24 protein-coding genes and 4 tRNA genes are annotated in these 24,641 nt (G+C 62.5%); 10 read left to right on the top strand and 18 right to left on the bottom strand.

The features are described 5' to 3' along the window. Positions 1 to 4 precede the first annotated feature (4 nt). The 10 genes from CAG29_RS16380 to CAG29_RS16335 form a co-directional block, all read right to left on the bottom strand. Positions 5 to 1,876, bottom strand: coding sequence for a SurA N-terminal domain-containing protein (locus CAG29_RS16380; RefSeq protein WP_085630618.1), 1,872 nt, complete (start codon positions 1,874 to 1,876; stop codon positions 5 to 7). Between the two features lie 230 nt (positions 1,877 to 2,106). Further along, a complete protein-coding gene (locus tag CAG29_RS16375) occupies positions 2,107 to 2,379 on the bottom strand; it encodes an HU family DNA-binding protein (RefSeq protein WP_008077714.1) in 273 nt (90 codons plus the stop codon). A gap of 148 nt (positions 2,380 to 2,527) precedes the next feature. Then, the gene (gene lon / locus CAG29_RS16370; protein WP_085579648.1) at positions 2,528 to 4,924 is read right to left on the bottom strand and encodes an endopeptidase La; all 2,397 of its coding nucleotides are present in this window, start codon (positions 4,922 to 4,924) and stop codon (positions 2,528 to 2,530) included. A gap of 242 nt (positions 4,925 to 5,166) precedes the next feature. Then, positions 5,167 to 6,450 (bottom strand): ATP-dependent Clp protease ATP-binding subunit ClpX, encoded by a 1,284-nt coding sequence (gene clpX / locus CAG29_RS16365; protein ID WP_085579646.1) that lies wholly within the window; start codon positions 6,448 to 6,450, stop codon positions 5,167 to 5,169. A 113-nt stretch (positions 6,451 to 6,563) separates the two neighbouring features. Then, entirely contained in the window at positions 6,564 to 7,199 is a 636-nt protein-coding gene (gene clpP / locus CAG29_RS16360) for an ATP-dependent Clp endopeptidase proteolytic subunit ClpP (RefSeq protein ID WP_085579644.1), read from the bottom strand. Between the two features lie 92 nt (positions 7,200 to 7,291). Then, the gene (gene tig, locus CAG29_RS16355) at positions 7,292 to 8,602 is read right to left on the bottom strand and encodes a trigger factor (RefSeq protein WP_085579642.1); all 1,311 of its coding nucleotides are present in this window, start codon (positions 8,600 to 8,602) and stop codon (positions 7,292 to 7,294) included. Between the two features lie 309 nt (positions 8,603 to 8,911). Beyond that, a tRNA-His gene (locus tag CAG29_RS16350) sits at positions 8,912 to 8,987 on the bottom strand. A gap of 77 nt (positions 8,988 to 9,064) precedes the next feature. After that, positions 9,065 to 9,149, bottom strand: a tRNA-Leu gene (locus CAG29_RS16345). A gap of 57 nt (positions 9,150 to 9,206) precedes the next feature. Next, positions 9,207 to 9,282, bottom strand: a tRNA-His gene (locus CAG29_RS16340). Positions 9,283 to 9,314: 32 nt separating this feature from the next. Further along, positions 9,315 to 9,391: transfer RNA gene (locus CAG29_RS16335), tRNA-Arg, on the bottom strand. Positions 9,392 to 9,666: 275 nt separating this feature from the next. Here CAG29_RS16335 and folD point away from each other — a divergent pair. Together folD and pbpG are read left to right on the top strand one after the other, a co-directional pair. After that, positions 9,667 to 10,521 (top strand): bifunctional methylenetetrahydrofolate dehydrogenase/methenyltetrahydrofolate cyclohydrolase FolD, encoded by an 855-nt coding sequence (folD, locus tag CAG29_RS16330; protein ID WP_085579640.1) that lies wholly within the window; start codon positions 9,667 to 9,669, stop codon positions 10,519 to 10,521. A gap of 228 nt (positions 10,522 to 10,749) precedes the next feature. Continuing rightward, positions 10,750 to 11,688 (top strand): D-alanyl-D-alanine endopeptidase, encoded by a 939-nt coding sequence (gene pbpG / locus CAG29_RS16325; RefSeq protein ID WP_085580083.1) that lies wholly within the window; start codon positions 10,750 to 10,752, stop codon positions 11,686 to 11,688. A 52-nt stretch (positions 11,689 to 11,740) separates the two neighbouring features. On the opposite strand, the gene CAG29_RS16320 is transcribed toward pbpG, so the two are convergent. Together CAG29_RS16320 and CAG29_RS16315 are read right to left on the bottom strand one after the other, a co-directional pair. Further along, a complete protein-coding gene (locus CAG29_RS16320) occupies positions 11,741 to 11,944 on the bottom strand; it encodes a hypothetical protein (protein ID WP_085579638.1) in 204 nt (67 codons plus the stop codon). Positions 11,945 to 12,042: 98 nt separating this feature from the next. Continuing rightward, the gene (locus tag CAG29_RS16315; protein WP_085579636.1) at positions 12,043 to 12,714 is read right to left on the bottom strand and encodes a hypothetical protein; all 672 of its coding nucleotides are present in this window, start codon (positions 12,712 to 12,714) and stop codon (positions 12,043 to 12,045) included. A gap of 228 nt (positions 12,715 to 12,942) precedes the next feature. On the opposite strand from CAG29_RS16315, the gene CAG29_RS28530 reads away from it, so the two are divergent. Then, the gene (locus tag CAG29_RS28530) at positions 12,943 to 13,113 is read left to right on the top strand and encodes a hypothetical protein (protein WP_170930378.1); all 171 of its coding nucleotides are present in this window, start codon (positions 12,943 to 12,945) and stop codon (positions 13,111 to 13,113) included. Between the two features lie 77 nt (positions 13,114 to 13,190). Here CAG29_RS28530 and CAG29_RS16310 read toward each other — a convergent pair whose 3' ends face one another. Further along, entirely contained in the window at positions 13,191 to 13,940 is a 750-nt protein-coding gene (locus CAG29_RS16310) for a TerC family protein (protein WP_085694815.1), read from the bottom strand. A gap of 28 nt (positions 13,941 to 13,968) precedes the next feature. After that, complete coding sequence (locus CAG29_RS16305) at positions 13,969 to 14,208, bottom strand: hypothetical protein (RefSeq protein ID WP_085579632.1); 240 nt, start codon at positions 14,206 to 14,208, stop codon at positions 13,969 to 13,971. Between the two features lie 150 nt (positions 14,209 to 14,358). Between CAG29_RS16305 and nhaR the strand changes: the two genes are divergently transcribed. Beyond that, positions 14,359 to 15,258, top strand: coding sequence for a transcriptional activator NhaR (gene nhaR, locus CAG29_RS16300; RefSeq protein ID WP_085579630.1), 900 nt, complete (start codon positions 14,359 to 14,361; stop codon positions 15,256 to 15,258). Here nhaR and CAG29_RS16295 read toward each other — a convergent pair. Beyond that, positions 15,255 to 16,415, bottom strand: coding sequence for an MFS transporter (locus tag CAG29_RS16295; protein WP_085579628.1), 1,161 nt, complete (start codon positions 16,413 to 16,415; stop codon positions 15,255 to 15,257). The genes nhaR and CAG29_RS16295 overlap by 4 nt on opposite strands. Positions 16,416 to 16,751: 336 nt before the next feature. Between CAG29_RS16295 and sstT the strand changes: the two genes are divergently transcribed. After that, on the top strand, positions 16,752 to 17,984 hold the full coding sequence (sstT, locus tag CAG29_RS16290) for a serine/threonine transporter SstT (RefSeq protein WP_085579626.1): 1,233 nt from the start codon (positions 16,752 to 16,754) through the stop codon (positions 17,982 to 17,984). Between the two features lie 156 nt (positions 17,985 to 18,140). On the opposite strand, the gene CAG29_RS16285 is transcribed toward sstT, so the two are convergent. After that, complete coding sequence (locus CAG29_RS16285) at positions 18,141 to 18,650, bottom strand: DUF1993 family protein (protein ID WP_085630622.1); 510 nt, start codon at positions 18,648 to 18,650, stop codon at positions 18,141 to 18,143. Positions 18,651 to 18,775: 125 nt separating this feature from the next. On the opposite strand from CAG29_RS16285, the gene CAG29_RS16280 reads away from it, so the two are divergent. Further along, the gene (locus tag CAG29_RS16280) at positions 18,776 to 19,423 is read left to right on the top strand and encodes a YceH family protein (RefSeq protein WP_085579622.1); all 648 of its coding nucleotides are present in this window, start codon (positions 18,776 to 18,778) and stop codon (positions 19,421 to 19,423) included. Between the two features lie 369 nt (positions 19,424 to 19,792). Here CAG29_RS16280 and CAG29_RS16275 read toward each other — a convergent pair whose 3' ends face one another. Continuing rightward, a complete protein-coding gene (locus CAG29_RS16275; protein ID WP_085579620.1) occupies positions 19,793 to 20,611 on the bottom strand; it encodes a shikimate 5-dehydrogenase in 819 nt (272 codons plus the stop codon). Between the two features lie 256 nt (positions 20,612 to 20,867). Between CAG29_RS16275 and CAG29_RS16270 the strand changes: the two genes are divergently transcribed. From CAG29_RS16270 to CAG29_RS16260, 3 genes are all read left to right on the top strand, one after another. Then, positions 20,868 to 21,215, top strand: a complete 348-nt coding sequence (locus tag CAG29_RS16270) for a hypothetical protein (RefSeq protein WP_085694814.1) — start codon at positions 20,868 to 20,870, stop codon at positions 21,213 to 21,215. A gap of 232 nt (positions 21,216 to 21,447) precedes the next feature. Then, a complete protein-coding gene (locus CAG29_RS16265; protein ID WP_085579616.1) occupies positions 21,448 to 21,642 on the top strand; it encodes a hypothetical protein in 195 nt (64 codons plus the stop codon). Between the two features lie 102 nt (positions 21,643 to 21,744). Continuing rightward, entirely contained in the window at positions 21,745 to 21,927 is a 183-nt protein-coding gene (locus CAG29_RS16260; protein ID WP_085579614.1) for a hypothetical protein, read from the top strand. Here the strand turns inward: CAG29_RS16260 and CAG29_RS16255 are convergent. Beyond that, on the bottom strand, positions 21,924 to 22,985 hold the full coding sequence (locus CAG29_RS16255; protein ID WP_085579612.1) for an AI-2E family transporter: 1,062 nt from the start codon (positions 22,983 to 22,985) through the stop codon (positions 21,924 to 21,926). The two genes, CAG29_RS16260 and CAG29_RS16255, sit on opposite strands and share 4 nt — an antisense overlap. A 158-nt stretch (positions 22,986 to 23,143) precedes the next feature. On the opposite strand from CAG29_RS16255, the gene yegQ reads away from it, so the two are divergent. Further along, the gene (gene yegQ, locus CAG29_RS16250; RefSeq protein ID WP_085579610.1) at positions 23,144 to 24,481 is read left to right on the top strand and encodes a tRNA 5-hydroxyuridine modification protein YegQ; all 1,338 of its coding nucleotides are present in this window, start codon (positions 23,144 to 23,146) and stop codon (positions 24,479 to 24,481) included. Positions 24,482 to 24,641: the final 160 nt, after the last annotated feature.

The raw sequence follows: 24,641 nt of genomic DNA, 5'->3' as shown, positions 1-24,641 counted from the left end.
AACATCAGTAACGCTTGATGTCCGCCTGGCCTTCCAGCTGCTTGCGGTAAGCCGCGAAGTCTTGCTGGCCCTCGCGCGAGGCGAGGAAGCGGCGGTACTGCGCCTTCTCTTCTTCGGTCGGCGCGGCGCCTTCGTTCACGCCGTTCAGGCGCACGATGGTCACGCCGCCGTCCGGCAGGGTGATGCTGCTGAAGGTCGGCTTGTCCTTGGCGGCCGGCTTCGGCATGCGGAACAGCGCTTGCAGCACCGCCGGATCGACGCCTTCCTGGGCACGGGTGGCCGCTTCGGTCACTTTCCAGTTCTGACCGTCCACCGCCTTGTCGGCCGGTGCCTTGCCGTCACGCAGGCTGGCGATCAACTGATCGGCACGGGTCTTGGCGGCAGCGCTGGCATGCTCCTTGACCAACTGGGTGCGGATAGCCGCAGACACGCTTTCCAGCGGCAGTTGAGCAGGCTTGAGGTGCTCCTTGGCGCGCAGCACGATCACGGTTTCCGGATCCAGCTCGATGGCGGTGCTGTTGGCGCCGTCATCCAGCACTTCGGTGCTGAACGCAGCCGTCACCACGGCACGGTTGGCGGCAACGCCTTCACCGCCCTCACGGCCGAATGGCTTGGAGGTGTGCACGGTCAGCTTCAGATCCTGCGCCGGCTGGGCCAGGTCGGAGGATTCGAACGAAGAGTCTTCCAGTTGCTTGGTCGCCTCGACGAAACGCTGCTCGACCTGCTGGGCCTTCAGCTCGCGGGTCAGCTTGTCCTTCAGGCTCGCCAGCGTCGGCACTTCCGGCGCCTCGACGCCCAGCAGCTTGATCAGGTGGAAACCGAAATCGGTGCGCACCGGTGCGGACACCTGATCCTTGGCCAGCGAGTACAAGGCTTTCTCGAACGCCGGGTCGTAGACGCCGGGACCTGCATAGCCCAGGTCGCCGCCGTTGTTGGCCGAACCCGGATCCTGCGAGAACTCCTTGGCCAGCGCTTCGAACTTCTCGCCCTTGGCCAGACGTGCCTGAATGTCTTCGATCTTCGCCTTGGCCTGGGCCTCGGTGGTCTTGCCGTTGACTTCGATCAGGATATGCGCCGCACGACGCTGTTCCGACAGGTTGGCGATCTCTTTCTGATAGGCCGCCTGCAGGTCTTCGTCCTTGACGGACACCTGGTCGAAGAACGAGGCCTTTTTCAGTTCCAGGTAATCGATGACCACTTGATCCGGGGTCATGAATTCCTTGGCGTGCTCGTCGTAGTAAGCCTTGACCTCGTCATCGGTCAGCTTGACGGCAGCCGGGTCGGCCTTGACGCTCAGCGCCGCGAAGTCGCGGGTCTGCTTCTCCAGGCGGGCGAACGCCAGCACCTGGGCGTCGGTGACGAAGCCGCTGCCGGCGACGCCGGCGCGCAGTTGGCCGATCAGCATTTCCTGGGCCAGCATCTGGCGGAACTGCATGCGACTGTAACCCAACTGGCGGATCACCTGGTCGAAGCGCTCGGAGCTGAACTTGCCGTCCACCTGGAACTCAGGCGTCTGCAGGATCACCTGATCCAGCGCAGCTTCCGAAAACGCGAACTTCGACTGTTCAGCGCCTTGCAGCAGCAGCTTACGGTCGATCAGGCCCTTGAGGGCCGAATCGCGCAACAGTTTTTCGTCGAGCAGAGAAGCGTCGAAATCCTTGCCCAGCTGTTGCATCAGCTGACGGCGCTGCATGTCGACGGCTTGGCTCAGCTCGTTCTGGCTGATTTCTTCGCCATTGACCTTGGCTGCCTCATTCTTGTGAGTGGCAGCCTTGAAAATGGCGTCGAAACCGGTCAGAGCCATCAGTACGACGATGACTCCGATGATGGTCTTGGCAATCCAGCCTTGTGAATTGTCCCTGATGTTCTGCAGCATGCGTCCCCCAGAAACGGTTGTACTTCAGAGTGGGCAACCGTGGAGCGTGGGTAGAATCCGGATAGAAGAAAGGCGCACCCGAGGATGCGCCTTCTCGAAACTGGCGGAGCGGACAGGGCTCGAACCCTCGATCCCGGCGTGGCAGGCAACGCTTCGGCTCGCCTGCCCTACCGCCCCGCTGCCAAGTCAGGCTTGACCCCGACCCGGATGGGTAAAAACCTGAATCGAACTCAGTTGACAGCTTCTTTCAGGGCTTTACCGGCTTTGAAACCTGGCTTTTTAGCAGCAGCGATTTGCAGCGTCTTGCCGGTCTGTGGGTTGCGACCAACGCGAGCTGGACGATCGGTCACGGAGAAAGTGCCGAAGCCAACCAGAACAACGGAGTCGCCAGCCTTCAGAGCGCCAGTGACGGATTCGATTACAGCGTCCAGCGCACGGCCAGCAGCAGCTTTCGGGATATCAGCGGATGCAGCGATAGCATCAATCAGTTCCGACTTGTTCACTCTAAGTCCCCTTATATCTATTTGAGTATGATTCTAAGTTTTTTGGTGAAAGCAAAAACGAGTGCTGAATGGCCTACAGACACTTAAGAGCCGCTTTATAACAAGGGCTCTAAAAAGCTGTCAAGGAAGCCCCCCAGGCAAATGCGTACTAATGCGTGCTAATTCTTTCCTTAGAGTCAGACTCACGTTTTTCGTCCTTGGCAACTATCTCCGGAGCCACATCCGGCAAGGGCTCCGGCGCGTATTGCAGCGCAATTTGCAGGACTTCGTCAATCCATTTAACCGGTTTGATCTGCAGATCCTGCTTGATATTGTCCGGAATTTCCTTCAGATCGCGCACGTTCTCTTCCGGGATAATGACGATCTTGATTCCGCCGCGGTGGGCCGCCAGCAGCTTCTCCTTCAGCCCGCCGATGGCCAGCACCTGGCCGCGCAGGGTGATCTCGCCGGTCATGGCGACATCGGCACGCACAGGAATGCCCGTCAAAGCCGACACCAGGGCGGTGCACATGCCTACACCGGCGCTCGGGCCGTCTTTCGGGGTCGCCCCTTCCGGCATGTGGATGTGGGTGTCGCGCTTCTCGTGGAAGTCCAGCGGAATGCCCAGGCTCTTGGCGCGGCTGCGCACCACGGTCTGGGCAGCGGTGATCGATTCGACCATGACGTCGCCCAGCGAACCGGTCTTGATCAGCTGCCCTTTGCCCGGCACGACAGCGGCTTCGATGGTAAGCAATTCGCCGCCGACCTGAGTCCAGGCCAGGCCAGTCACCTGTCCGATCTGATCCTGCTGTTCGGCCAGGCCGTAGCGGAACTTGCGCACGCCCAGGAAATGCTCCAGCAGGTCAGCTGTCACTTTCACCGAGAAACGTTTTTCCAGCGCGTGCTCCTTGACCGCCTTGCGGCAGACCTTGGCGATCTGGCGTTCCAGACCGCGCACACCGGCTTCACGGGTGTAGTAACGGATGATGTCGCGGATCGCTTCCTCGTCGAACTCCAGCTCGCCCTTCTTCAGGCCGTTGGCCTGGATCTGCTTCGGCGACAGGTATTTGACCGCGATGTTGATCTTCTCGTCCTCGGTGTAGCCCGGCAGACGGATCACTTCCATCCGGTCCAGCAGCGCCGGCGGGATGTTCATCGAGTTGGAGGTGCACAGGAACATTACGTCGGAGAGGTCGTAGTCGACTTCCAGATAGTGGTCGTTGAAGTTGTGGTTCTGCTCCGGATCGAGCACTTCCAGCAACGCCGACGCCGGGTCGCCCCGCATGTCGCTGCCCATCTTGTCGATTTCATCGAGCAGGAACAGCGGGTTGCGGACACCCACCTTTGTCATCTTTTGAATCAATCTTCCTGGCATCGAACCGATGTAGGTTCGACGGTGACCACGGATTTCCGCTTCGTCACGCACACCGCCCAAGGCCATGCGCACGAACTTGCGGTTGGTGGCATGGGCGATCGACTCCGCCAGCGAGGTCTTGCCCACGCCCGGAGGACCGACCAGGCACAGCACCGGGCCACGGATCTTCTTCACGCGCTTCTGCACGGCGAGGTATTCGAGGATGCGTTCCTTGACCTCTTCGAGGCCGTAGTGGTCGGCATCAAGAATGTCTTCGGCGCGGGCCAGATCCAGGCGTACCTTGCTCTGGGCCTTCCACGGCACCTGCACCAGCCAGTCGATGTACGAGCGCACCACCGTGGCTTCGGCGGACATCGGCGACATCTGCTTGAGCTTGTTCAGCTCGGCGGTCGCCTTGGCCAGGGCGTCTTTCGGCAAGCCAGCGGCGTCGATGCGCTTCTTCAGGTCCTCGACTTCGTTGTGGCCTTCGTCGCTGTCGCCGAGCTCTTTCTGAATGGCCTTCATTTGCTCATTCAAGTAGTACTCGCGCTGACTGCGCTCCATCTGTTTCTTGACCCGGCCGCGGATGCGCTTCTCGACCTGCAGCAGGTCGATTTCGGCGTCCAGCAGCGCCAGGACGTGCTCGACCCGGGCCGACAGGTCGACGATCTCCAGGATCTCCTGCTTCTGCTCGATCTTGAGCGCCATGTGCGCGGCCATGGTGTCCACCAGGCGGCCCGGCTCGTCGATGCTGTTGAGCGACGACAGGACTTCGGCTGGGACTTTCTTGCCCAACTGCACATATTGTTCGAACTGCGACAGCAGGCTGCGCACGAACACTTCGGATTCACGCTCGGCGGCGTCGGTCTCTTCGATGAGCGACACTTCAGCGCGGCAGTGACCGTCGACTTCGCTGAAACGCTCGACGGTGCCGCGCTGCTCGCCTTCGACCAGCACCTTGACCGTGCCGTCAGGCAGCTTGAGCAATTGCAGAACGGTGGCGATGGTGCCTACGCGGTAGAGAGCCTCTTCGCCGGGATCGTCGTCGGCCGGGTTTCTCTGGGCCAGCAGCAGGATCTGCTTGTCGCCCGCCATCGCTGCCTCGAGGGCTTCGATGGACTTCTCGCGCCCCACGAACAGTGGGATAACCATGTGCGGATAGACCACGACATCACGCAATGGCAGGAGAGGCAATTCGATGGTTGTCTTCATGATTTCGCCTCTGCGTCGGCCAGATGGCCGTAAAAGGATGGAAGTAAGCTTGAAACCAAGATGGGGGCTGCATCCGAAAAATACAAGCGGATAAAGGATCGGCTTGAAAAATCACGACTTACGCATGCGCACGCAGGGATTGAGTGCCGTGGGGAACAGCCCGGCCCGCTTGCGCCGGATCGCCTGCACCCGAAAAAGCAAAGGGGCCCGAAGGCCCCTTCCTGATCCGGCACGGTGGACGCTTACGCGTCCGGCGCTGCCTTGGCGGTCGGCTCACTGTTCTCGTAGATGTACAGTGGCTTGGACTTGCCTTCAATGACGCTTTCGTCGATCACGACTTTACTCACGTCGGACTGCGACGGGATTTCGTACATCGTGTCGAGCAGCACGCCTTCGAGGATCGAACGCAGGCCGCGGGCACCGGTCTTGCGCTCCAGCGCACGCTTGGCGACGGACTTCAGCGCATCGGAGCGGAACTCCAGATCCACGCCTTCCATCTCGAACAGCTTGGCGTACTGTTTGGTCAACGCGTTCTTCGGCTCGGTGAGGATCTGCATCAGAGCAGCCTCGTCCAGCTCGTCCAGGGTCGCCAGCACCGGCAGACGACCGACGAATTCCGGGATCAGACCGAACTTGACCAGATCGTCAGGCTCGACCTCACGCAGGGATTCACCGACCTTCTTGCCCTCTTCCTTGCTGCGCACTTCGGCGTTGAAGCCGATGCCGCCCTTGGTGGAGCGGTTCTGGATGACCTTTTCCAGGCCGGAGAACGCACCGCCGCAGATGAACAGGATGTTGCGGGTGTCGACCTGCAGGAACTCCTGCTGCGGATGCTTGCGGCCACCCTGCGGCGGAACGGAGGCGACGGTGCCTTCGATCAGCTTGAGCAAGGCCTGCTGCACGCCCTCGCCCGACACGTCGCGGGTGATCGACGGGTTGTCGGACTTGCGCGAGATCTTGTCGATTTCGTCGATGTAGACAATGCCCATCTGGGCCTTTTCCACATCGTAGTCGCACTTCTGCAGCAGCTTCTGAATGATGTTCTCGACGTCCTCGCCCACGTACCCCGCCTCGGTGAGGGTGGTCGCGTCAGCGATGGTGAACGGAACGTTCAGCAGGCGGGCCAGGGTTTCGGCCAGCAGGGTCTTGCCCGAGCCGGTCGGGCCGATCAGCAGGATGTTGCTCTTGCCGAGCTCGACATCGTCACTTTTCTTGTCACGCTGGTTCAGACGCTTGTAGTGGTTGTACACCGCTACCGCCAGAACCTTCTTGGCACGCTCCTGACCGATCACGTACTGATCAAGGATGCCGCTGATTTCTTTGGGCGAAGGCAGTTTATGCGCGCTGCTTTCGGCCTGTGCCTCCTGCACCTCCTCGCGGATGATGTCATTGCACAGGTCGACGCACTCGTCGCAGATAAAGACCGAGGGGCCGGCAATCAATTTGCGTACTTCATGCTGGCTTTTGCCACAGAAGGAGCAATAAAGCAGCTTGCCGTTGTCCTCGCCGTTGCGGGTGTCAGTCATTCGATCGATCCAAATCCGATAGGCTTGCAACACAAGATGAAGGCTATTGCGGGCTTTTTCAAGCCCGCAGGTGATCGGACCTGCCGACCTGCCTTGTTTTCGGGCTGCTTGTTTTAAGCGGGACGCTGCTCGATCACTTCATCGATCAAGCCGTACTCGCGCGCAGCGTGGGCGCTCATGAAGTTGTCGCGGTTGGTGTCGCGCTCGATTTCCTCGAGCGTGCGCCCGCTGTGCTTGGCCATCAGCGTGTTGAGGCGCTCGCGGATGAACAGGATTTCCTTGGCGTGGATCTCGATGTCCGAGGCCTGACCCTGGAAACCGCCCAGCGGCTGGTGAATCATCACGCGCGAGTTCGGCAGGCAGTAGCGCTTGCCCGGCGCACCGGCGGTCAGCAGGAAAGCGCCCATGCTGCACGCCTGACCGATGCAGGTCGTCGACACGTTCGGCTTGATGAACTGCATGGTGTCGTAGATCGACATGCCCGCGGTCACCGAACCACCCGGCGAGTTGATATAGAGATGGATGTCCTTGTCCGGGTTTTCCGCCTCAAGGAACAGCAGTTGCGCGCAGATCAGGTTGGCCATGTAGTCTTCGACAGGACCGACCAGGAAGATCACCCGCTCCTTGAGAAGACGCGAGTAGATGTCATAGGCGCGCTCGCCGCGAGCGGATTGCTCGACAACCATCGGGACCAGGCCGCCGGCGGCCTGGACATCAGAGTTCTGCTGAATATAAGAATTTCGGAACATGCTCTGCAGTCACTCCCAAATAGTTATGTCTTGAATGCACATAAGCCAGCGCGAAGGCTGGCTTATGTGTGTACTTCTTAACGCAGGAACAATCAGTCGGCTTTTGGAGCTTCTACCGGCTTGACCGCTTCTTCGTAAGAGACCGATTTGTCGGTCACGCTAGCTTTCTGCAGAACAGTATCCACAACTTGTTCTTCCAGCACAACCGAACGGACTTCGTTCAGTTGCTGCTCGTTCTTGTAGTACCAGGACACCACTTGCTCAGGCTCTTGGTAAGCCGAGGCCATTTCCTGGATCATTTCGCGAACGCGCGCTTCGTCAGGCTTGAGGTCGTTCTGCTTGACCACTTCAGCCACGATCAGCCCCAGCACCACACGGCGCTTGGCTTGCTCTTCGAACAGCTCGGCCGGCAGTTGGTCAGGCTTGATGTTGCCGCCGAACTGCTGGACGGCCTGCACGCGCAGACGGTCGACTTCGTTGGACAGCAGCGCCTTCGGCACTTCGATCGGGTTGGTGGCCAGCAGACCGTCCATGACCTGGTTCTTCACCTTGGACTTGATCGCCTGACGCAGTTCACGCTCCATGTTCTTGCGAACTTCGGTGCGGAAACCTTCCAGGCCCGATTCCTTGATGCCGAACTGGGCGAAGAACGCTTCGTTCAGCTCAGGCAGCTGAGGCTCGGATACAGTGTTGACGGTCACGGTGAACTCGGCGGTCTTGCCGGCCAGGTCCAGGTTCTGATAGTCCTCAGGGAAGGTCAGGTTCAGAACGCGCTCTTCACCGGCCTTGGCGCCGACCAGGCCTTCTTCGAAGCCCGGGATCATGCGGCCGGAGCCCAGCACCAGCTGGGTGCCCTTGGCGGAACCGCCGGCGAACGCTTCGCCGTCGACCTTGCCGACGAAATCGATGTTCAGCTGGTCTTCGTTCTGGGCAGCGCGCTCGGCCACTTCGAAACGGGTGTTCTGCTTGCGCAGGATGTCCAGCATCTTGTCCAGGTCGGCGTCAGCCACGTCGGCGCTCAGGCGCTCGACGGTGATGCCGTCGAAACCGGCGACGGTGAACTCAGGGAACACTTCGAATACGGCTACGTATTCCAGGTCCTTGCCGGCTTCCAGGGATTTCGGCTCGATCGAAGGCGAACCGGCAGGGTTCAGCTTCTGCTCGACCACCGCTTCATAGAAGGAGGACTGGATCACGTCGCCCACCGCTTCCTGACGAGCGTCGGCACCGAAACGGCGCTTGATTTCGCTCATCGGCACTTTGCCTGGACGGAAGCCAGCAATCTTGGCCTTTTGGGCAGTCTGCTGCAGACGCTTGTTGACCTGGCTCTCGATGCGCTCGGCCGGCACGGTGACGCTCATGCGGCGCTCAAGAGCAGTAGTATTTTCAACAGAAACTTGCATGGATATTCCTCGTTGCACAGACGTTGGCCGGCCGTTTCCGACCCCAGAATCAAGGGCATGCATTCTAGTGGGTCAAACCCAAGAAGTCACCCTACTGAAATCAGGTGGAAACGCAGCAGGCGGTTTTCCGGTGCGGACGCACGGATGCGCCGCGCTCCGCAGGCGAATACAACAATCCCGCCAGGGGTTCGTGCCGACCATTCTATATATAGAAGAGGCGCGCCAGCATCTCCCTGACAGCCGGCCCGAAACACGGACCGCCGAAACAAAAAAGGCGCCAGACTGTTAAATCTGGCGCCTTTCGAAATATGGGGTGGACGATGGGGATCGAACCCACGACAACGGGAGTCACAATCCCGTGCTCTACCAACTGAGCTACGCCCACCATATTGCGTGTCAAAAAAGCCTTTCAGCCCCTTTGCGATACCTCAACCAAGCCAGCGGCATGAATGAAGCCTTGATTGGTGCGGATGAAGAGACTCGAACTCTTACGCCTCGCGGCGCTGGAACCTAAATCCAGTGTGTCTACCAATTCCACCACATCCGCGACTTGAAGCGGTTAAAGCAAAGGCGCCAGACCGTTAAATCTGGCGCCTTTTGAATATGGGGTGGACGATGGGGATCGAACCCACGACAACGGGAGTCACAATCCCGTGCTCTACCAACTGAGCTACGCCCACCATATCGCGCTACTTGTGCCAATGCTGCCTAATGGCGCACCCGGCAGGACTCGAACCTGCGACCATCCGCTTAGAAGGCGGATGCTCTATCCAGCTGAGCTACGGGCGCCTTGTTAATCTGTACCCTTGGAGGACTACAAACTAAGTGCTTTCCGGCCTTGCAGAACCTTGATTCCGCTCGACTTTCTTAACCAGTGCTAGGCTGTGCCCGACAAGTGCGACGAATAGTATAGAGACACCCGGAGACCGTCAAATCCTTTTTAAAAAAAATTCATTTAATTAAAGGGGTTAGGGGAATTTGCAGACCAAGCGCCTTTGCCCTCACCGCCTGACATGCGAGAATGCGTTCTCATTTTTTCCCCTCTCGATGGTTAATCACGCGCAATGACTGCACAACTAATCGACGGCAAATCCATCGCCGCCAGCCTGCGCCAGCAGATCGCCCAACGGGTCGCAGAGCGTCGCGAGCAAGGCCTGCGCACGCCGGGCCTGGCGGTGATCCTGGTCGGCAGCGATCCTGCCTCTCAGGTTTATGTCTCGCACAAGCGTAAAGACTGTGAAGAGGTCGGCTTCCTTTCCCAGGCCTACGACCTGCCTTCCGACACCACCCAGCAGGCGCTGGCCGACCTGATCGACCGCCTGAACGACGACCCGGCGATCGACGGCGTCCTGCTCCAGCTCCCGCTGCCGGAACACCTGGACGCCTCCAAGCTGCTGGAGCGCATCCGTCCGGACAAGGACGTCGACGGTTTCCACCCTTATAACGTCGGCCGTCTGGCCCAGCGCATCCCGCTGCTGCGCCCGTGCACCCCCAAAGGCATCATGACCCTGCTGGAAAGCACCGGCGTCGACCTGTACGGCATGCACGCCGTGGTCGTCGGCGCTTCCAACATCGTCGGTCGCCCGATGGCGATGGAACTGCTGCTGGCCGGCTGCACCGTGACCGTCACCCACCGCTTCACCAAGGATCTGGCCGGCCACGTCGGCCGCGCCGACCTGGTGGTGGTCGCCGCTGGCAAGCCGGGCCTGGTCAAAGGCGAGTGGATCAAGGAAGGCGCGATCGTGATCGACGTCGGCATCAACCGCCAGGAAGACGGCAAGCTGGTGGGCGACGTGGTGTACGAGACCGCCCTGCCCCGCGCCGGCTGGATCACGCCGGTGCCGGGCGGCGTAGGCCCGATGACCCGCGCCTGCCTGCTGGAAAACACGCTCTACGCGGCAGAAACCCTGCACGGCTGAGGCGCGTTTTCCGCCCCCTGAGAACCCCGCCTTGCGCGGGGTTTTTCATGCCCTCGAAAAAACCTTTACCGTTCGCCGGAAACCCCTATTTTCACAGGGCTTTTCACGACTTTTTCATGGCTCTCGAACAACCATCGACAGTTCTTCGACCATACTCCTACAATGCGTCGTTTTTACGACACAAGCCGTTACAAAAGCGGCATTTCCAACCCTTATGAGTTCGCCCGCGTGAATATTCGCCTCTCCATCCTGAGCCTGGTTTTTGCATTTTCAGGCACACTCCTCACGCCAACGGCCGATGCCGCCGAAACCACCGCTGCCCCCCGAGACGCCTCGCAACTGAAGATCGCCTCCGGCAGCGCCCTGCTGATGGACATGCAGACCAATAAAGTCATCTATTCCAGCAACCCGGACGTGGTCGTGCCGATCGCCTCCGTGAGCAAGCTGATGACCGGCCTGGTGGTTGTGGAAGCGCGACAGAACATGGACGAATGGATCGACGTCGACATCAGCAATACCCCGGAAATGAAGGGCGTGTTCTCCCGGGTCAAACTGCGAAGCGAACTGCCGCGCCGCGAGATGCTGCTGATTGCGCTCATGTCCTCGGAGAACCGGGCGGCCGCCAGCCTCGCCCACCACTACCCGGGCGGCTACGCAGCGTTCATCGCCGCGATGAACGCCAAGGCCAAGGCCTTGGGCATGACCAGCACCCATTTCGTCGAACCGACCGGCCTGTCGGAGCGCAACGTGTCCACCGCCCGCGACCTGAGCAAACTGCTGGTGGCCGCGCACAAGCATCCGATCCTCAGCGAACTGACCACCACCAAGGAAAAGACCGTGTCGTTCCGCAAGCCCAACTACACCCTGGGCTTTCGCAACACCGACCACTTGGTGAACAAGGCGGACTGGGACATCAAGATCACCAAGACCGGCTTCACCAACCCCGCCGGGCATTGCCTGGTGCTGGTGACCCGCATGGGCAACCGCCCGGTGACCCTGGTGATCCTCGATGCGTTCGGCAAGTACACCCACTTCGCCGACGCCAGCCGCATCCGCAGTTGGGTGGAAACCGGCAAGAGCACCAACGCACCGGCGGCGGCGCTGCAGTACAAGGCGGCGAAGAACCTGAAGAACCGCCCCGGCAACGTGGTCGAAGCATCCAAGTAATCCGCGAAACGACAAAGCCCCGAACGTTCGGGGCTTTTTTTCGTCTGCGGTTTCAATCGTTGGGCAGCGGCATCTGGTCATCGTCGGGGATGCCGTCGCCGGCGCTCGGATCCCGCGTATGCGGCGTCACCACCGCCGGACGGGCCAACGGGTCGCGCAGCGGGCTTTCAGGGTCCAGCACCGGATCCACCTCGGGTTCCGCCGTGGTCGGCACGCTGTCGGGTTTATGGTCATCGAAGCTCGAATCGGTACTCATGTGCACCTCGCATCCGGGATACGGCCCGGAACGACCGGGCCTCTGACCATAAGAAATCCGATGCATCACGCCGTGCCCGAGAAATGACGAACGGCGCCTTACTGCGCCCCCAGCGCCTTGCGCGCCTGGGCCGCTTCCTGCTCCTGCCCGGCCTGGGCCAGCTCGTCGGCGGCCTTCAGCCAGCGCTGGCGGTCGACCGAGGCCGGCACCTGCGAAGGCTTCTGGATCAGCACCGCCCAGCCGCCGGCCTTGTTCAGGGCCGACTCGAAGGCGTCGAAGCCCATCAGCTCGCGCCGGTTCATCCCGGCGCGCAACAGCACGGTCTGCTTTTTCCGGTCGTAGCCGGAGAGGATCGCGTAGCGCGGCTCGGCCCAGAAGGCCGACCCTTCGCTGAAGCGCACCATCACCGGATAGCCTGCGGCGACCTGGGTCAGCAGCGCCGGCAGCCGGCTGTCCAGCGGATAGACCACCATGCCGTATTCCCGGGCGAGGTTCTGCAGGTTCTGCTGCAACTGGTCTTGCGCTTGGGGCAGGCGCAGCGGCTTCTCCAACAGGCCCGGCGTGATCACGATGCCCTGCTGCGACAACAGGCTGGCCAGCACCTGCGGCCCGCTCTGATTGGCCTCGCCGCGGTAGAACGTGCCGCTGAGCTCGACCCGCTCCGGCAAACGCTGAACCTCCGGCGCCACACTGCCCGCGCACCCCGCCAGGGCGGCCGCGCAACCTGCCGCCAGCAGCGCCGCGCGGATCCGAGAAAATACCTGCACCATCGTCACTCTCTATCAAAGACGCCGGTCGTCGTGTTCCGGCTTGGCCGACGATCATAGGACGGCGCAACGCTGCGGTATAGCCCGAATCCGCAGACGCATCGCCGGCATAGAGCGAACTGATTGGCCGCCCCCGACCTTCGGTCAATAGCCTGAAACACGCCAGCGACTAGACTGTGGCTTGAAGACAGAGAACGCGTGCGCCCGACGCAGGGCAAAGAGGAGGCACCGATGAGCCTGACGATGACCATCATGATGCTGATAGCCGGCTGGCTGGCCGTGGCCGCCGCCATGTTGTGGGGCGTGCTGCGCATCGCCCGGCGCCACCACCCTCATCCGCCCCGCCCCGAACCTGCGGAAAAGGCCGCCAGGCACCGCGCCCGCCACGCCACCGCGCACTGACTGACGCCCGACAGCCCAAACGGAAAAAGGCCGCCCGGACTCGCAAGAGCCCGGGCGGCCTTTTCGTTCAGCGGCGCTTAGCCTTCAGCCGGCAGACGCTTTTGCTTGGCCCGGCGCGACATCATGTTCAGCACCTCGATGACCGCGGAGAACGCCATCGCCGCATACACATAGCCTTTCGGCACGTGGGCGCCGAAGCCTTCGGCGATCAACGTCATGCCGATCATGATCAGGAAGCCCAGGGCCAGCATCACCACCGTCGGGTTGTCGTTGATGAACTTGGCCAGCGGATCAGCCGCCAGCAGCATCACCAATACCGACACCAGCACCGCGATGATCATGATCGGCAGGTGTTCGGTCATGCCGACGGCAGTGATGATGCTGTCGATGGAGAACACCAGGTCCAACATCAGGATCTGCCCGATGGCGGCGGCGAAACCCAGGGTCACGGTGGAGCTGGCGGACTTCGGATCCTCCGGCGCCGGATCCATGCTGTGATGGATCTCCGTGGTGGCTTTCCACAGCAGGAACAGGCCGCCGGCGATCAGGATGATGTCCTTCCAGGAGAACGCATGGCCGAAGATCTCGATCACAGGCTCGGTCAGCTGGACGATGAACGCGATGGTGCTCAGCAGGCCCAGACGCAGGATCAGCGCCATGCCGATACCGATGCGCCGCGCCTTCTGACGGTGCTGCTCGGGCAGCTTGTTGGTCAGGATCGAGATAAAGATCAGATTATCGATGCCGAGCACGATCTCCATCACCACCAGGGTGGCGAGCGCAATCCAGGCGGTGGGGCTGGCGGCGAGTTCCAACAGATATTCCATGGTTCAGTCCTGGTTCTTGTAAGACGTTTTAGATTTCCTGGGAGGACGATTCGGATTTTCCGTCGTCATCCTTCGATTCGTTCTTGCCGGTCAGATTGCCGGTGGCATCACTGAGCGCCTGCTCCGCCGCCTTGTGGGTGTCGTCGATGGCCTGCTTGGCGGCTTCCGCCGCTTGCCCCATCAGTTGCTGGGCGCTCTTTTCCGCTTGGTCGCATCCGGCCAACACCAGTAAAGACGCGATCAGCACCGCCGTGGTTTTGAGTTTCATCTTGTTTCCCTCGAATGGATCAGACATCTGGCCTGACAGGCCCGCCGTCGATGGCTGGGCATTCTAGGGAAGGTGACACTTCAGAAAAATTCGTATTTTTACCGGCTATACTTCGGTTTTTACGAACAAAACATTTCACAGAAGAACGCCATGCTCAATTACCGACAACTGCATTACTTCTGGGTGGTGGCCAAGACCGGCAGCATCGTGCGCGCCTGCGAGCAGTTGAACCTGACCCCGCAGACCATCAGCGGGCAGATTTCCCTGCTCGAAGAAACCTACGGCATCGAACTGTTCCGCCGGGTCGGTCGCCAGCTGGAGCTCACCGAAGCCGGGCGCCAGACCCTGCCTTATGCCGAACAGATGTTTCAGTTGGGCGGCGAGCTGGAACGGATGCTGCGCACCCAGCCCAACGAGCAGCAGATCCTGTTCCGCGTCGGCGTGGCCGATGTGGTGCCCAAATCCATCGTCTACCGCCTGATCGCGCCGACCATGGAACTGAGCGAGCCGCTGCGCATCACCTGCCGCGAAGACAAACTGGAACGGTTGCTGGCGGATCTGGCGATCCAGCGGCTGGACATGGTGATTTCCGACAGTCCGATGCCGTCGCACCTGGACATCAAGGGCTACAGCCAGAAACTGGGGGAATGCGGGATCAGCTTTTTCGCCACCGCCGAACTGGCGGCGCAATACGGAAACGACTTCCCGCGCAGCCTGCACGGTGCGCCGCTGTTGATTCCCGGCGCGGAAACCGTGGTGCGCAGCCGCTTGCAGCGCTGGTTCGCCGAACAGCAGATCCAGCCGAGGATCGTCGGCGAGTTCGATGACAGCGCGCTGATGCAGGCGTTCGGCCAGTCCGGCAGCGGGATCTTCATCGGCCCCAGCGTGATCGCCGATGAGGTGAAGCGTCAGTGCGGCGTCGAAGCGATCGGCCAGACCGACGCGGTGAGCGAATCGTTCTACGCGATTTCCGTGGAGCGCAAGGTCAAGCACCCCGGCATCGTTGCGATCACCGAAGGTGCCCGACGCGAGCTGTTCACCGCCCTTTAGGCCTCGGCGCAGGCCACCCGCGGCTTGAGCGCCATCAGTACCATGGCCAGGACGATCGACAGCAGGATGAAGCCGGCGGCGGCGAAGCCCACGAAGCCCAGGCCGGCGCTGTCGATCACCCGGCCGCCGACCATCGCGCCCAGGCCGATGCCCAGGTTGGCCCCGGCGATGTTCAGCGACGCGGCGAACGCCGGCGCCTCGGGCGCCGCCTTCATCAGGCGCACGTGGCTGACCAGGAACAGCGCCGCCTGGGTCACGCCCCAGATGCCCATCGCCGCCGCCAGCCCGACCGGCGAATGGATGTTCGGCACCAGTGCCACCATGCCGGCGATCATGAAGGTGCAGAACATGATCGACGCCACCAGCGGATGACGGTCCACCGCGCGGCCACCCAGCGAGTTGCCGATCAGCCCCACCGCGCCGAAGCCCATCAGGCACCAGCCGACCACGGTGCCGTTGAACCCGGCCAGCCGTTCCAGGATGTCCGCCAGGTAGGTGTAGGCGGTGAACATGCCGCTGAACACCACGATCGACAGCAGCACATGGCCCAACATCAGCGGGCTGCGCAGAATCTTGAACTGCGAGGCGAAGCTGACCTGATGCTGGTGCAGGTGGGTCTTGGGCAGGTAGACGAACAGCAGCAACGCCTTGGCGAACGCGATCACCGCCAGGATGGCGAACGCGCTGCGCCAGCCGAACGCGTCGGAAATCAGCGTGCCGACCGGAATGCCGAACACGGTGGCGCAGACGATGCCGAAGCCGATCTTGGCGATGGCGCGGCCGGCGTGGTCGGGGCCGACGATGTCCACCGCCGTTTCGCTGGCCAGGGCCCAGAACACCGGCAGCCCGAGCGCCGGGATCAGCCGGGCGACGGCCATCACCCAGATGTTCGGCGCCAGGGCCGCGAGGGTGTTGGCCAGACCGAACATGATCAGGATGGTGATGAACAGCCGGCGCCGCTCGAACCGTGCGAAGAACGCCGTCAGGAACGGCCCGAACATCGCCACGGTGAAGGCGAACAGGGTCACCAGCAACCCGGCCTGCGGGATGGTGACGTCAAGGTCTCGGGCGATCGCCGGCAACAGGCCGACGATGATGAATTCCGTGGTCAGCACCGTGAAGCCGGCGGCGGACAACAGAAGGATCGGAAACAGCATGGGAAACTCCAGCGAAACGACGGCACCGGCGTTCGACCCGAAGGCCCGCCGGCAAATCTGAAAATGAGGATGGCGGATCTTAACAGAAGTGTTTGCGCCCAGGCTTGCACAAAGCTGCCGATCTTGCCGGCCGTTCGGGCGGCGGATCGTCACAGGCCTGAAGGAACGCGCCTGTGCTGTGGTAAAGTCCGCGCCCTGCAAAACGTACACCCTGTTCAGCGACCCGTTTGTCGGCGTCGTTGGCTCGCCGACACTTTCGGTTCGTGCGCCGGGCCTGCCCCCGCCTTGTCGTCCGCGCACGCGACCTGCTCCCCATAAAAATTCAGAGATGCCGTTATGACCGCTTCATCCCCTTCTCTATTGCAGCGCCTGAAAAACCTCAGCCTGGTCACGCAGATCCTGATCGGTCTGGTGGCCGGCATCGCCCTGGCGCTGTTCGCGCCGGAAGCGGCCAAAGGCACTGCGTTCATCGGCAAGGTGTTCGTCTCGGCCCTCAAGGCCGTGGCGCCGATTCTGGTGTTCGTGCTGGTCATGGCCTCGATCGCCAACCACAAGCACGGCCAGGAAACCCACATCCGGCCGATCCTGTTCCTGTACCTGTTGGGGACGTTCGGCGCCGCCGTGGTGGCGGTGATCGCCAGCACGCTGTTCCCGTCCCACCTGGTGCTGTCCACCGACAACGTCGCGGTGACCGCGCCCGGCGGCATCGGCGAAGTGCTGCAGAGCCTGCTGCTGAGCGTGGTCGACAACCCGGTCAGCGCCCTGATGAACGCCAACTTCATCGGCATCCTGGCCTGGGCCATCGGCATGGGCGTGGCGATCCGCCATGCCGGCGACACCACCCGCCAGGTGCTGGACGACCTGTCCAACGGCGTGACCCTGATCGTGCGGGTGGTGATCCGCTTCGCCGCGCTGGGCATTTTCGGCCTGGTGGCCTCGACCCTGGCCACCTCGGGCTTCGGCGCGCTGATCGGCTATGCGCACCTGCTGGCCGTGCTGCTGGGCTGCATGCTGTTCGTGGCGCTGGTGATGAACCCGCTGATCGTGTTCTGGAAGCTGCGCCGCAACCCGTATCCGCTGACGCTCAAGTGCCTGCGCGAAAGCGGCATCACCGCGTTCTTCACCCGCAGCTCGGCGGCCAACATTCCGGTCAACCTGGAACTGAGCAAGCGCCTGGGCCTGCACGAAGACACCTATTCGGTGTCGATCCCGCTCGGCGCCACCATCAACATGGCCGGCGCGTCGATCACCATCACCGTGCTGACCCTGGCCGCCGTGCACACCCTGGGCATCGCCGTGGACATCCCGACCGCGATCCTGCTCAGCGTCGTCGCGGCGATCTGCGCTTGCGGCGCCTCGGGCGTGGCCGGTGGTTCGCTGCTGCTGATTCCGCTGGCGTGCAGCCTGTTCGGCATCCCGAGCGAGATCGCCATGCAGGTGGTGGCCGTGGGCTTCATCATCGGCGTGCTGCAGGACTCGGCCGAGACCGCGCTGAACTCTTCCACCGACGTGCTGTTCACCGCCGCCGCGTGCCTGGGCGAAGAACAGAAGGCCCAGCGCCCGGCCTGACGCCAAACCTGTAGGAGCGAGCCTGCTCGCGATGGCGTTCCGGCCAGTACGGCCACATCGCGAGCAGGCTCGCCCCTACAGAAGAACGGCATGAAAAAGCCCGCCAAGGTTGACGCCTTGGCGGGCTTTTTCAATGGTTTTGCGAAGCCGGGCGGCTTAGAACGCGCCCATGTAATCGCGCTTGCCCACTTCCACGCCGTTGTGGCGCAGCAGCGCGTAGGCGGTGGTGACGTGGAAGAAGAACTGCGGCAGGCCGTAGGTCAGCAGGTAGGCCTGGCCGGTGAAGCGCTTCTCTTTCGGCGTGCCCGGACGGGTCACGATCTCGATGCCTTCCTTGCCGTTGATCTGCTCCGGCTTGATCTCGCCGATGAAGGCCAGGACTTTGCTCAGCAGGGCTTGCAGCTCGGCGAAGGTGGTTTCGCTGTCGTCGTACTTCGGCAGCTCGACTTCGGCCAGGCGGGCCGACACGCCCTTGGCGAAGTCCACGGCGATCTGCACCTGGCGCACCAGCGGGAACATGTCCGGGTACAGGCGTGCCTGGAGGAAGGCGTTCGGGTCGATGTTTTTCTCGGTGGCGTGGGCTTCGGCCTTTTTCAGCACATCGCTCAGGGCGTTGAGCATCTGCTGGAAAACCGGGACGGATGCGGCGTACAGGGAAATGGTCATGGCAGTCTCGCGTGGTGGCGGGTGGTCAAACGTGGGCGATTATAGCCATGCCTTGCTCCGGTGCGGCTTGTCTTTTGTCACGCAAGGATTAGGCTAGGCGCCTTCGACTGCACAGGGAGCCCGCGATGACCACCGAATCAGAGACCACTTTCGACGAACCGCGGCTCAACGCCACGGAAATCCGCATTCTGGGCTCGCTGATCGAGAAGCAGGCCACCAGCCCGGAAACCTATCCGCTGACCCTCAACGCGCTGGTGCTGGCCTGCAACCAGAAGACCAGCCGCGAACCGGTGATGAACCTGACCCAAGGTCAGATCGGCCAGAGCCTGCGCGCTCTCGAAAGCCAGGGCATGGCCCGACTGGTGATGGGCAGCCGCGCCGACCGCTGGGAGCACAAGGTCGACAAGGCGCTGGAACTGGTGCCGGCGCAGCTGGTGCTGACGGGGCTGATGTTTCTGCGCGGCCCGCAGACCGTCAACGAACTGCTGACCCGCAGCGGCCGCATGCATGACTTCGAAGACGCCGAACAGGTGGTGCATCAGCTGGAACGCCTGATCGCCCGCGGGTTGGCGGTACTGATTCCGCGCCAGGCCGGCCAGCGCGAAGACCGCTACACCCATGCCCTGGGCGACCCGGCGGACATCGAGGCCATCATCGCGGCGCGGCAGAACGCCGGCGAGCGCAGTTCTGGCGGCGGCGTGTCGGTCGAGCGGATCGAGGAGCTGGAAGCACGGATCGCCGCACTGGAAGAACGCCTGGCCCGCCTCGAATAAACACCGCCAGCCCATGTGGGAGCTGCGGTGCGACGATTCGACTTGCCAGCGATGGCGATGGGTCAGGCGATGAAGAGGTTGGCTGTACCGGCCTCATCGCTAGCAAGCTAGCTCCCACAGGATCTGCGGTGGCCTGACATTTCCGCGATCACCGCCGAACCCTGTGGGAGCTGCGGTGCGACGATTCGACTTGCCAGCGATGACGGAGGTACAGACAACAGAAATGTCGGCTGTACCGACCTCATCGCCAGCAGGCTGGCTCCCACAGGATCTTCGGTGGCCTGCCATTTCTGCGAACGCCACCGAACCCTGTGAGAGCTTGCCTGCAAGCGATGGCGGCATGTCAGGCGATGAAGATCCCTGCCGATCTCAACTGCGGGCGAACGCCACCGCCGCCTCGAACTGTTCCGTCGTCGGCCGCACGCCGGTGTAGAGCACGAACTGTTCCAGCGCCTGAATGGCGATCACTTCAAGGCCCGTGATCACTCGCTTGCCTTCGGCCCGGCCACGCACGATCAGCGGCGTTTCCGACGGGATCGCCACCACATCGAACACAGTGTCCGCTGCCTGGATCACCTGCGGCGCGAACGCCAGTTGATCGGCTTCAGGCCCGCCGGTCATGCCGATGGGGGTGACGTTGATCAGCATCTGCGGCCGCTCATCGCCCAGCTCCGCCGTCCAGCGGTAGCCCAGGGAGTCGGCCAGCGCCCGCCCGGCGCGTTCGTTACGGGCGACGATCAGGCCGTTGCGGTAACCGCCGTCGCGCAGGGCGCTGGCCACGGCCTTGGCCATGCCGCCGCTGCCGCGCAGGGCGAAGGTCGAGTCCTTGGGCACCGCATGGGTCTGCAACAGTTGCGCGACGGCGATGTAGTCGGTGTTGTAGGCCTTGAGGTGGCCCTGGGTGTTGACGATGGTGTTGATCGACTGGATCGCCGCCGCCGACGCGTCCAGTTCGTCGACCAGTTCGATGCAGGCCTCCTTGAACGGCATCGACACGCCGCAGCCGCGGATGCCCAGCGCGCGGATCCCGCCTACGGCGCCCGGCAGGTCTTGGCTGCTGAACGCCTTGTAATAGAAGTTCAGGCCCAACTGCTCGTACAGGTGGTTATGAAAACGCAGGCCGAAGTTCCCGGGACGCCCAGACAGGGACATGCACAGTTGGGTGTCTTTGTTGGGGTTCATCTGCATGAAGAATCTCCTCGGAATGCACTTTCGGATGGACGGGATTAGCCAGGCCATCGGGTTCTGAACGATCATGGGCCGGTCTGTTCCGGGCACCGCAGCCGATGCCGCGAAACCGGGTAACCGAGCCGGTACAGACCTTACACAAAATTTACCCAGCGGCCGTGCCGATTTTCAGAAATTCGTTGTCATAGAGGTATCCCCGCGCCATCCCGTGCCTGCTGCAGGCCCGGACGCCGGGTCGAAGAACCGAGGAATTATCATGATTCGTAAACTCCCCATCGCGGCCTTGTTGATTGGTGCATTCGCTGTCACAGGTCAGGCAGAAGCCCACGGCGGTGGCTGGCAGGGCCCGGCGGTGTTCGGTGCGATCGTCGGCTCGGCCATCATCGGCTCGGCGCTCATCAACCAGGACCGGCCGGTCTACGTCCAACAGCCTGTTTACGCTCAGCCGGCGCCGGTGTACGTCCAGCAACCGCCGCCACCGGTCTACTACCAGCCGGCACCGGTGTATGTGCAACAGCCGGTGTACGTACCGGGCCCGGTCTACTACGGCCCGCCCCGCGGCTACTACGGTCGCCCGCACTACTACGGCGGCCCGCGCTGGTAACCGCCCTGCAAAGAGCCCCGCTTTTGAGCGGGGCTTTTTTATGACCGTCCGTCGGCCGCGTCTGGATACACCGCGTCAAGGTCGCTCCGGAGACAGTCATGGCCGTTAAAGTCGGCATGATGGACAAGACCCGGAGCGCCCGGTCATCCGACGGTCATCCCTTTGTCATGACGGAGCCGCACTCTGAATCCGTCCGCAAACAACAAGGTTGAAAACAACAAGGACGACAGCCATGCCCACACAGAACCCGCACCGCATCGTCGGTCTATGCACCTCAAGCAAGGTCTACAGCGCCCTGACCGAGCTCAAGCACCTGGAAGGCCACCGCAGCGCCAAGTTCCTTTCGCTGCTGACCGAAAACCTGGTGCGCAAGGGCTTGCTCAACGAGCGGGAAGTGGTGCACATGCTCGATCAAGTGGTCGACTGAACAGCCCCCCGCCGGCGTCGATGTCCACTATCGAAAGCGTTGATTTTCCGCCGGGCCGACGATTGCATAAGGTAGCCCCATCGATTGATGGAGGTATCGGCAATGGCTCAGGTTCAAATCATGTCTGTCATCGGCAGCGCCGTCCCCGCCTCGCTCCGCGCCTTGGGGTTGCTCGCTTGCTGGTACGTGGTGCGCGACGGCGAACCGGTGAGCGGCCCGCTGCGCTCGCTGCCGGACGCCCAGGCGCTGTCCCGGGCCATGCTCGACGGCCCGCTCGGCGCCTAAGGCAATTGCACCTTGGGCCGGGTCTCGAGGTACAGCGCCCAGCTCGACATGAACAGCGCCGCGATCAGCGGACCGATCACAAAGCCGTTGAGCCCGAAGACCGCCAGGCCGCCTAACGTCGAGATCAGGATCATGTAGTCCGGCATGCGCGTGTCCTTGCCCACCAGCAGCGGACGCATGAGGTTGTCCACCAGCCCGATCACGAACACGCCGAACAACCCCAGCACCACGCCCTGCCAGATCATTCCGCTCAACAGGAAATACAGCGCCACCGGTGCCCAGACGAGGCCCGCCCCTACCGCCGGCAACAGCGAAAGGAACGCCATCAGCACCGCCCACAGCAACGCGCTGGGGATGTCCAGGAACCAGAAGATCGCCCCGCCCAGCGCCCCTTGCGTGATCGCCACCAGCAGATTGCCCTTCACCGTGGCGCGCACCACGCGGTTGAACTTCAGTTGCAGACGGCGCTTGTGCTGCTCCTCCAGCGGCACCGCCGCGCGTACCTTGCGCGCCAGTTCGGCGCCGTCGCGCAAAAAGAAGAACAGCAAGTACAGCATGATGAAAAAACCCGCCACGAACTCGAACGTGCCCTGACCGACACTGAACGCCTGTGTCGCCAGCGCCTGGCTGCCTTGCAGCGCGGCCTTGACGATCTTCTCGCGCAAGGCGTTGAGCTCACCGACGCCCAAGCGGTCGAGCAGGTGCTGGAAGTACGGCGGCAGGCTGTGCTTGAACTGTGCAAGGTAGGCGCCGATGTCGATCTCGCCGCTGTCGATGCCCTTGTAGAGCATCGCCCCTTCCTGCACCAGCAGCCCCCCGATGACGATCACCGGCAAAATCGCGACGACCAGGCAGATGCCCAAGGTGCACAACGCCGTCAGGTTGCGCGGCCAGGCGAACCGCAACTGCAGGCGCCGCTGCATCGGTGCGAACAGGATGCCGAGGATCACCGCCCAGAACACCGCGCCGTAGAACGGCAGCAGGATCCAGATGAAGGCGACGGTCACCAGCGCCAGCAGCACCGTGAGGGATTTGAATTGCAGGCTCTTTCGGTTCATGTGCGATCCACGTCGGCCGGGGCGCCCCGTGCGCCCACCCGGACTTGGTCAGCCCGCTGCGGCACAAGTGCCCTTTTTGTTCATGGAGCATAGATCCAGATCAATGAATCCTCGCCGCCGTTGCCTTACCCTCCCGCGCTTTTGCCAGCGATGCCGCCATGACCGCCACCCTGCCCCTTACCGCCCCGGAACTGCTGGCCCCCGCCGGCACCCTGAAGAACATGCGCTACGCCTTCGCCTACGGCGCCGACGCGGTGTACGCCGGCCAGCCGCGCTACAGCCTGCGGGTGCGCAACAACGAATTCGACCACGCCAACCTCGCCCTCGGCATCCGCGAGGCCCAGGCCATGGGCAAGCGCTTCTATGTGGTGGTCAACATCGCCCCGCACAACGCCAAGCTCAAGACCTTCCTCAAGGATCTGGCGCCGGTGATCGAAATGGCGCCGGACGCGCTGATCATGTCCGACCCGGGCCTGATCATGCTGGTGCGCCGGCACTTCCCGCAGATGCCCATCCACCTGTCGGTGCAGGCCAACACGGTGAACTGGGCGAGCGTGGAGTTCTGGCAGCAGCAGGGCCTGAGCCGGATCATCCTGTCCCGCGAACTTTCCCTGGAGGAGATCGGCGAAATCCGCGAACAGGTGCCGGGCATGGAGTTGGAGGTGTTCGTCCACGGCGCCCTGTGCATGGCCTACTCCGGCCGCTGCCTGCTCTCGGGGTACATGAACAAACGCGACGCCAACCAAGGCACCTGCACCAACGCCTGCCGCTGGAAGTACTCGGCACAGGAGGCCACGCAAAACCAACTGGGCGAAATCGTGCAGACCTGCGAACCGCAGCCGACCCTCGGCCTGGGTGCCCCCACCGAACAGGTGTTCCTGCTGCAGGAGGCCAACCGTCCCGGCGAACTGATGCCGGCGTTCGAAGACGAACACGGCACCTACATCATGAACGCCAAGGACCTGCGCGCGGTGCAGCACGTCGAGCGCCTGACCCGCATGGGCGTGCATTCGCTGAAGATCGAGGGGCGCACCAAGTCGCACTTCTACTGCGCGCGCACCACCCAGGTCTATCGCCGGGCCATCGACGACGCGGTGGCCGGCCGCGAGTTCGACCGCAGCCTGATGAACGACTTGGAGTCGTTGGCCCAACGCGGCTACACCGAGGGTTTCCTGCGCCGCCATGTGCATGACGAGTACCAGAACTACCAGAACGGCAGCTCGGTCTCCGAGCGCCAGCAGTTCGTGGGCGAACTGACCGGCGAACGCCGGGGCCGGCTGGCCGAAGTCAAGGTGAAGAACCGCTTTGCCCTGGGCGATCACCTGGAACTGATGACGCCCAAGGGCAACTTCCATTTCGACCTGCACCAGTTGCACAACCTCAAGGACGAAGCCATCGACGTGGCGCCGGGGGACGGGCACACCGTTTACCTGCCGATTCCGGATGCGGTGGACCTGCGCTTCGGGCTGTTGATGCGGGACATCGGCACGGCCTGAGCCTGACGGCGCCCTCACCGACGCCATCGCCAGCAGGCTGGCTCCCACAGGAGCTGCGGTGGCCTGCCATTTCTGCGAACGCCACTGAGCCCTGTGGGAGCTGGCTTGCCAGCGATGGCGGCGGAACAGACAACAGAGATGTCGACTGGACCGGCCTCAT

Origin of the sequence: Pseudomonas sp. B7(2017), from assembly GCF_002112745.1 — a bacterium.
GTDB lineage: Bacteria > Pseudomonadota > Gammaproteobacteria > Pseudomonadales > Pseudomonadaceae > Aquipseudomonas > Aquipseudomonas ekonensis.
Note: the sequence above shows the minus strand (reverse complement) of the source record. Positions and strands in the feature narration are given on the sequence as shown.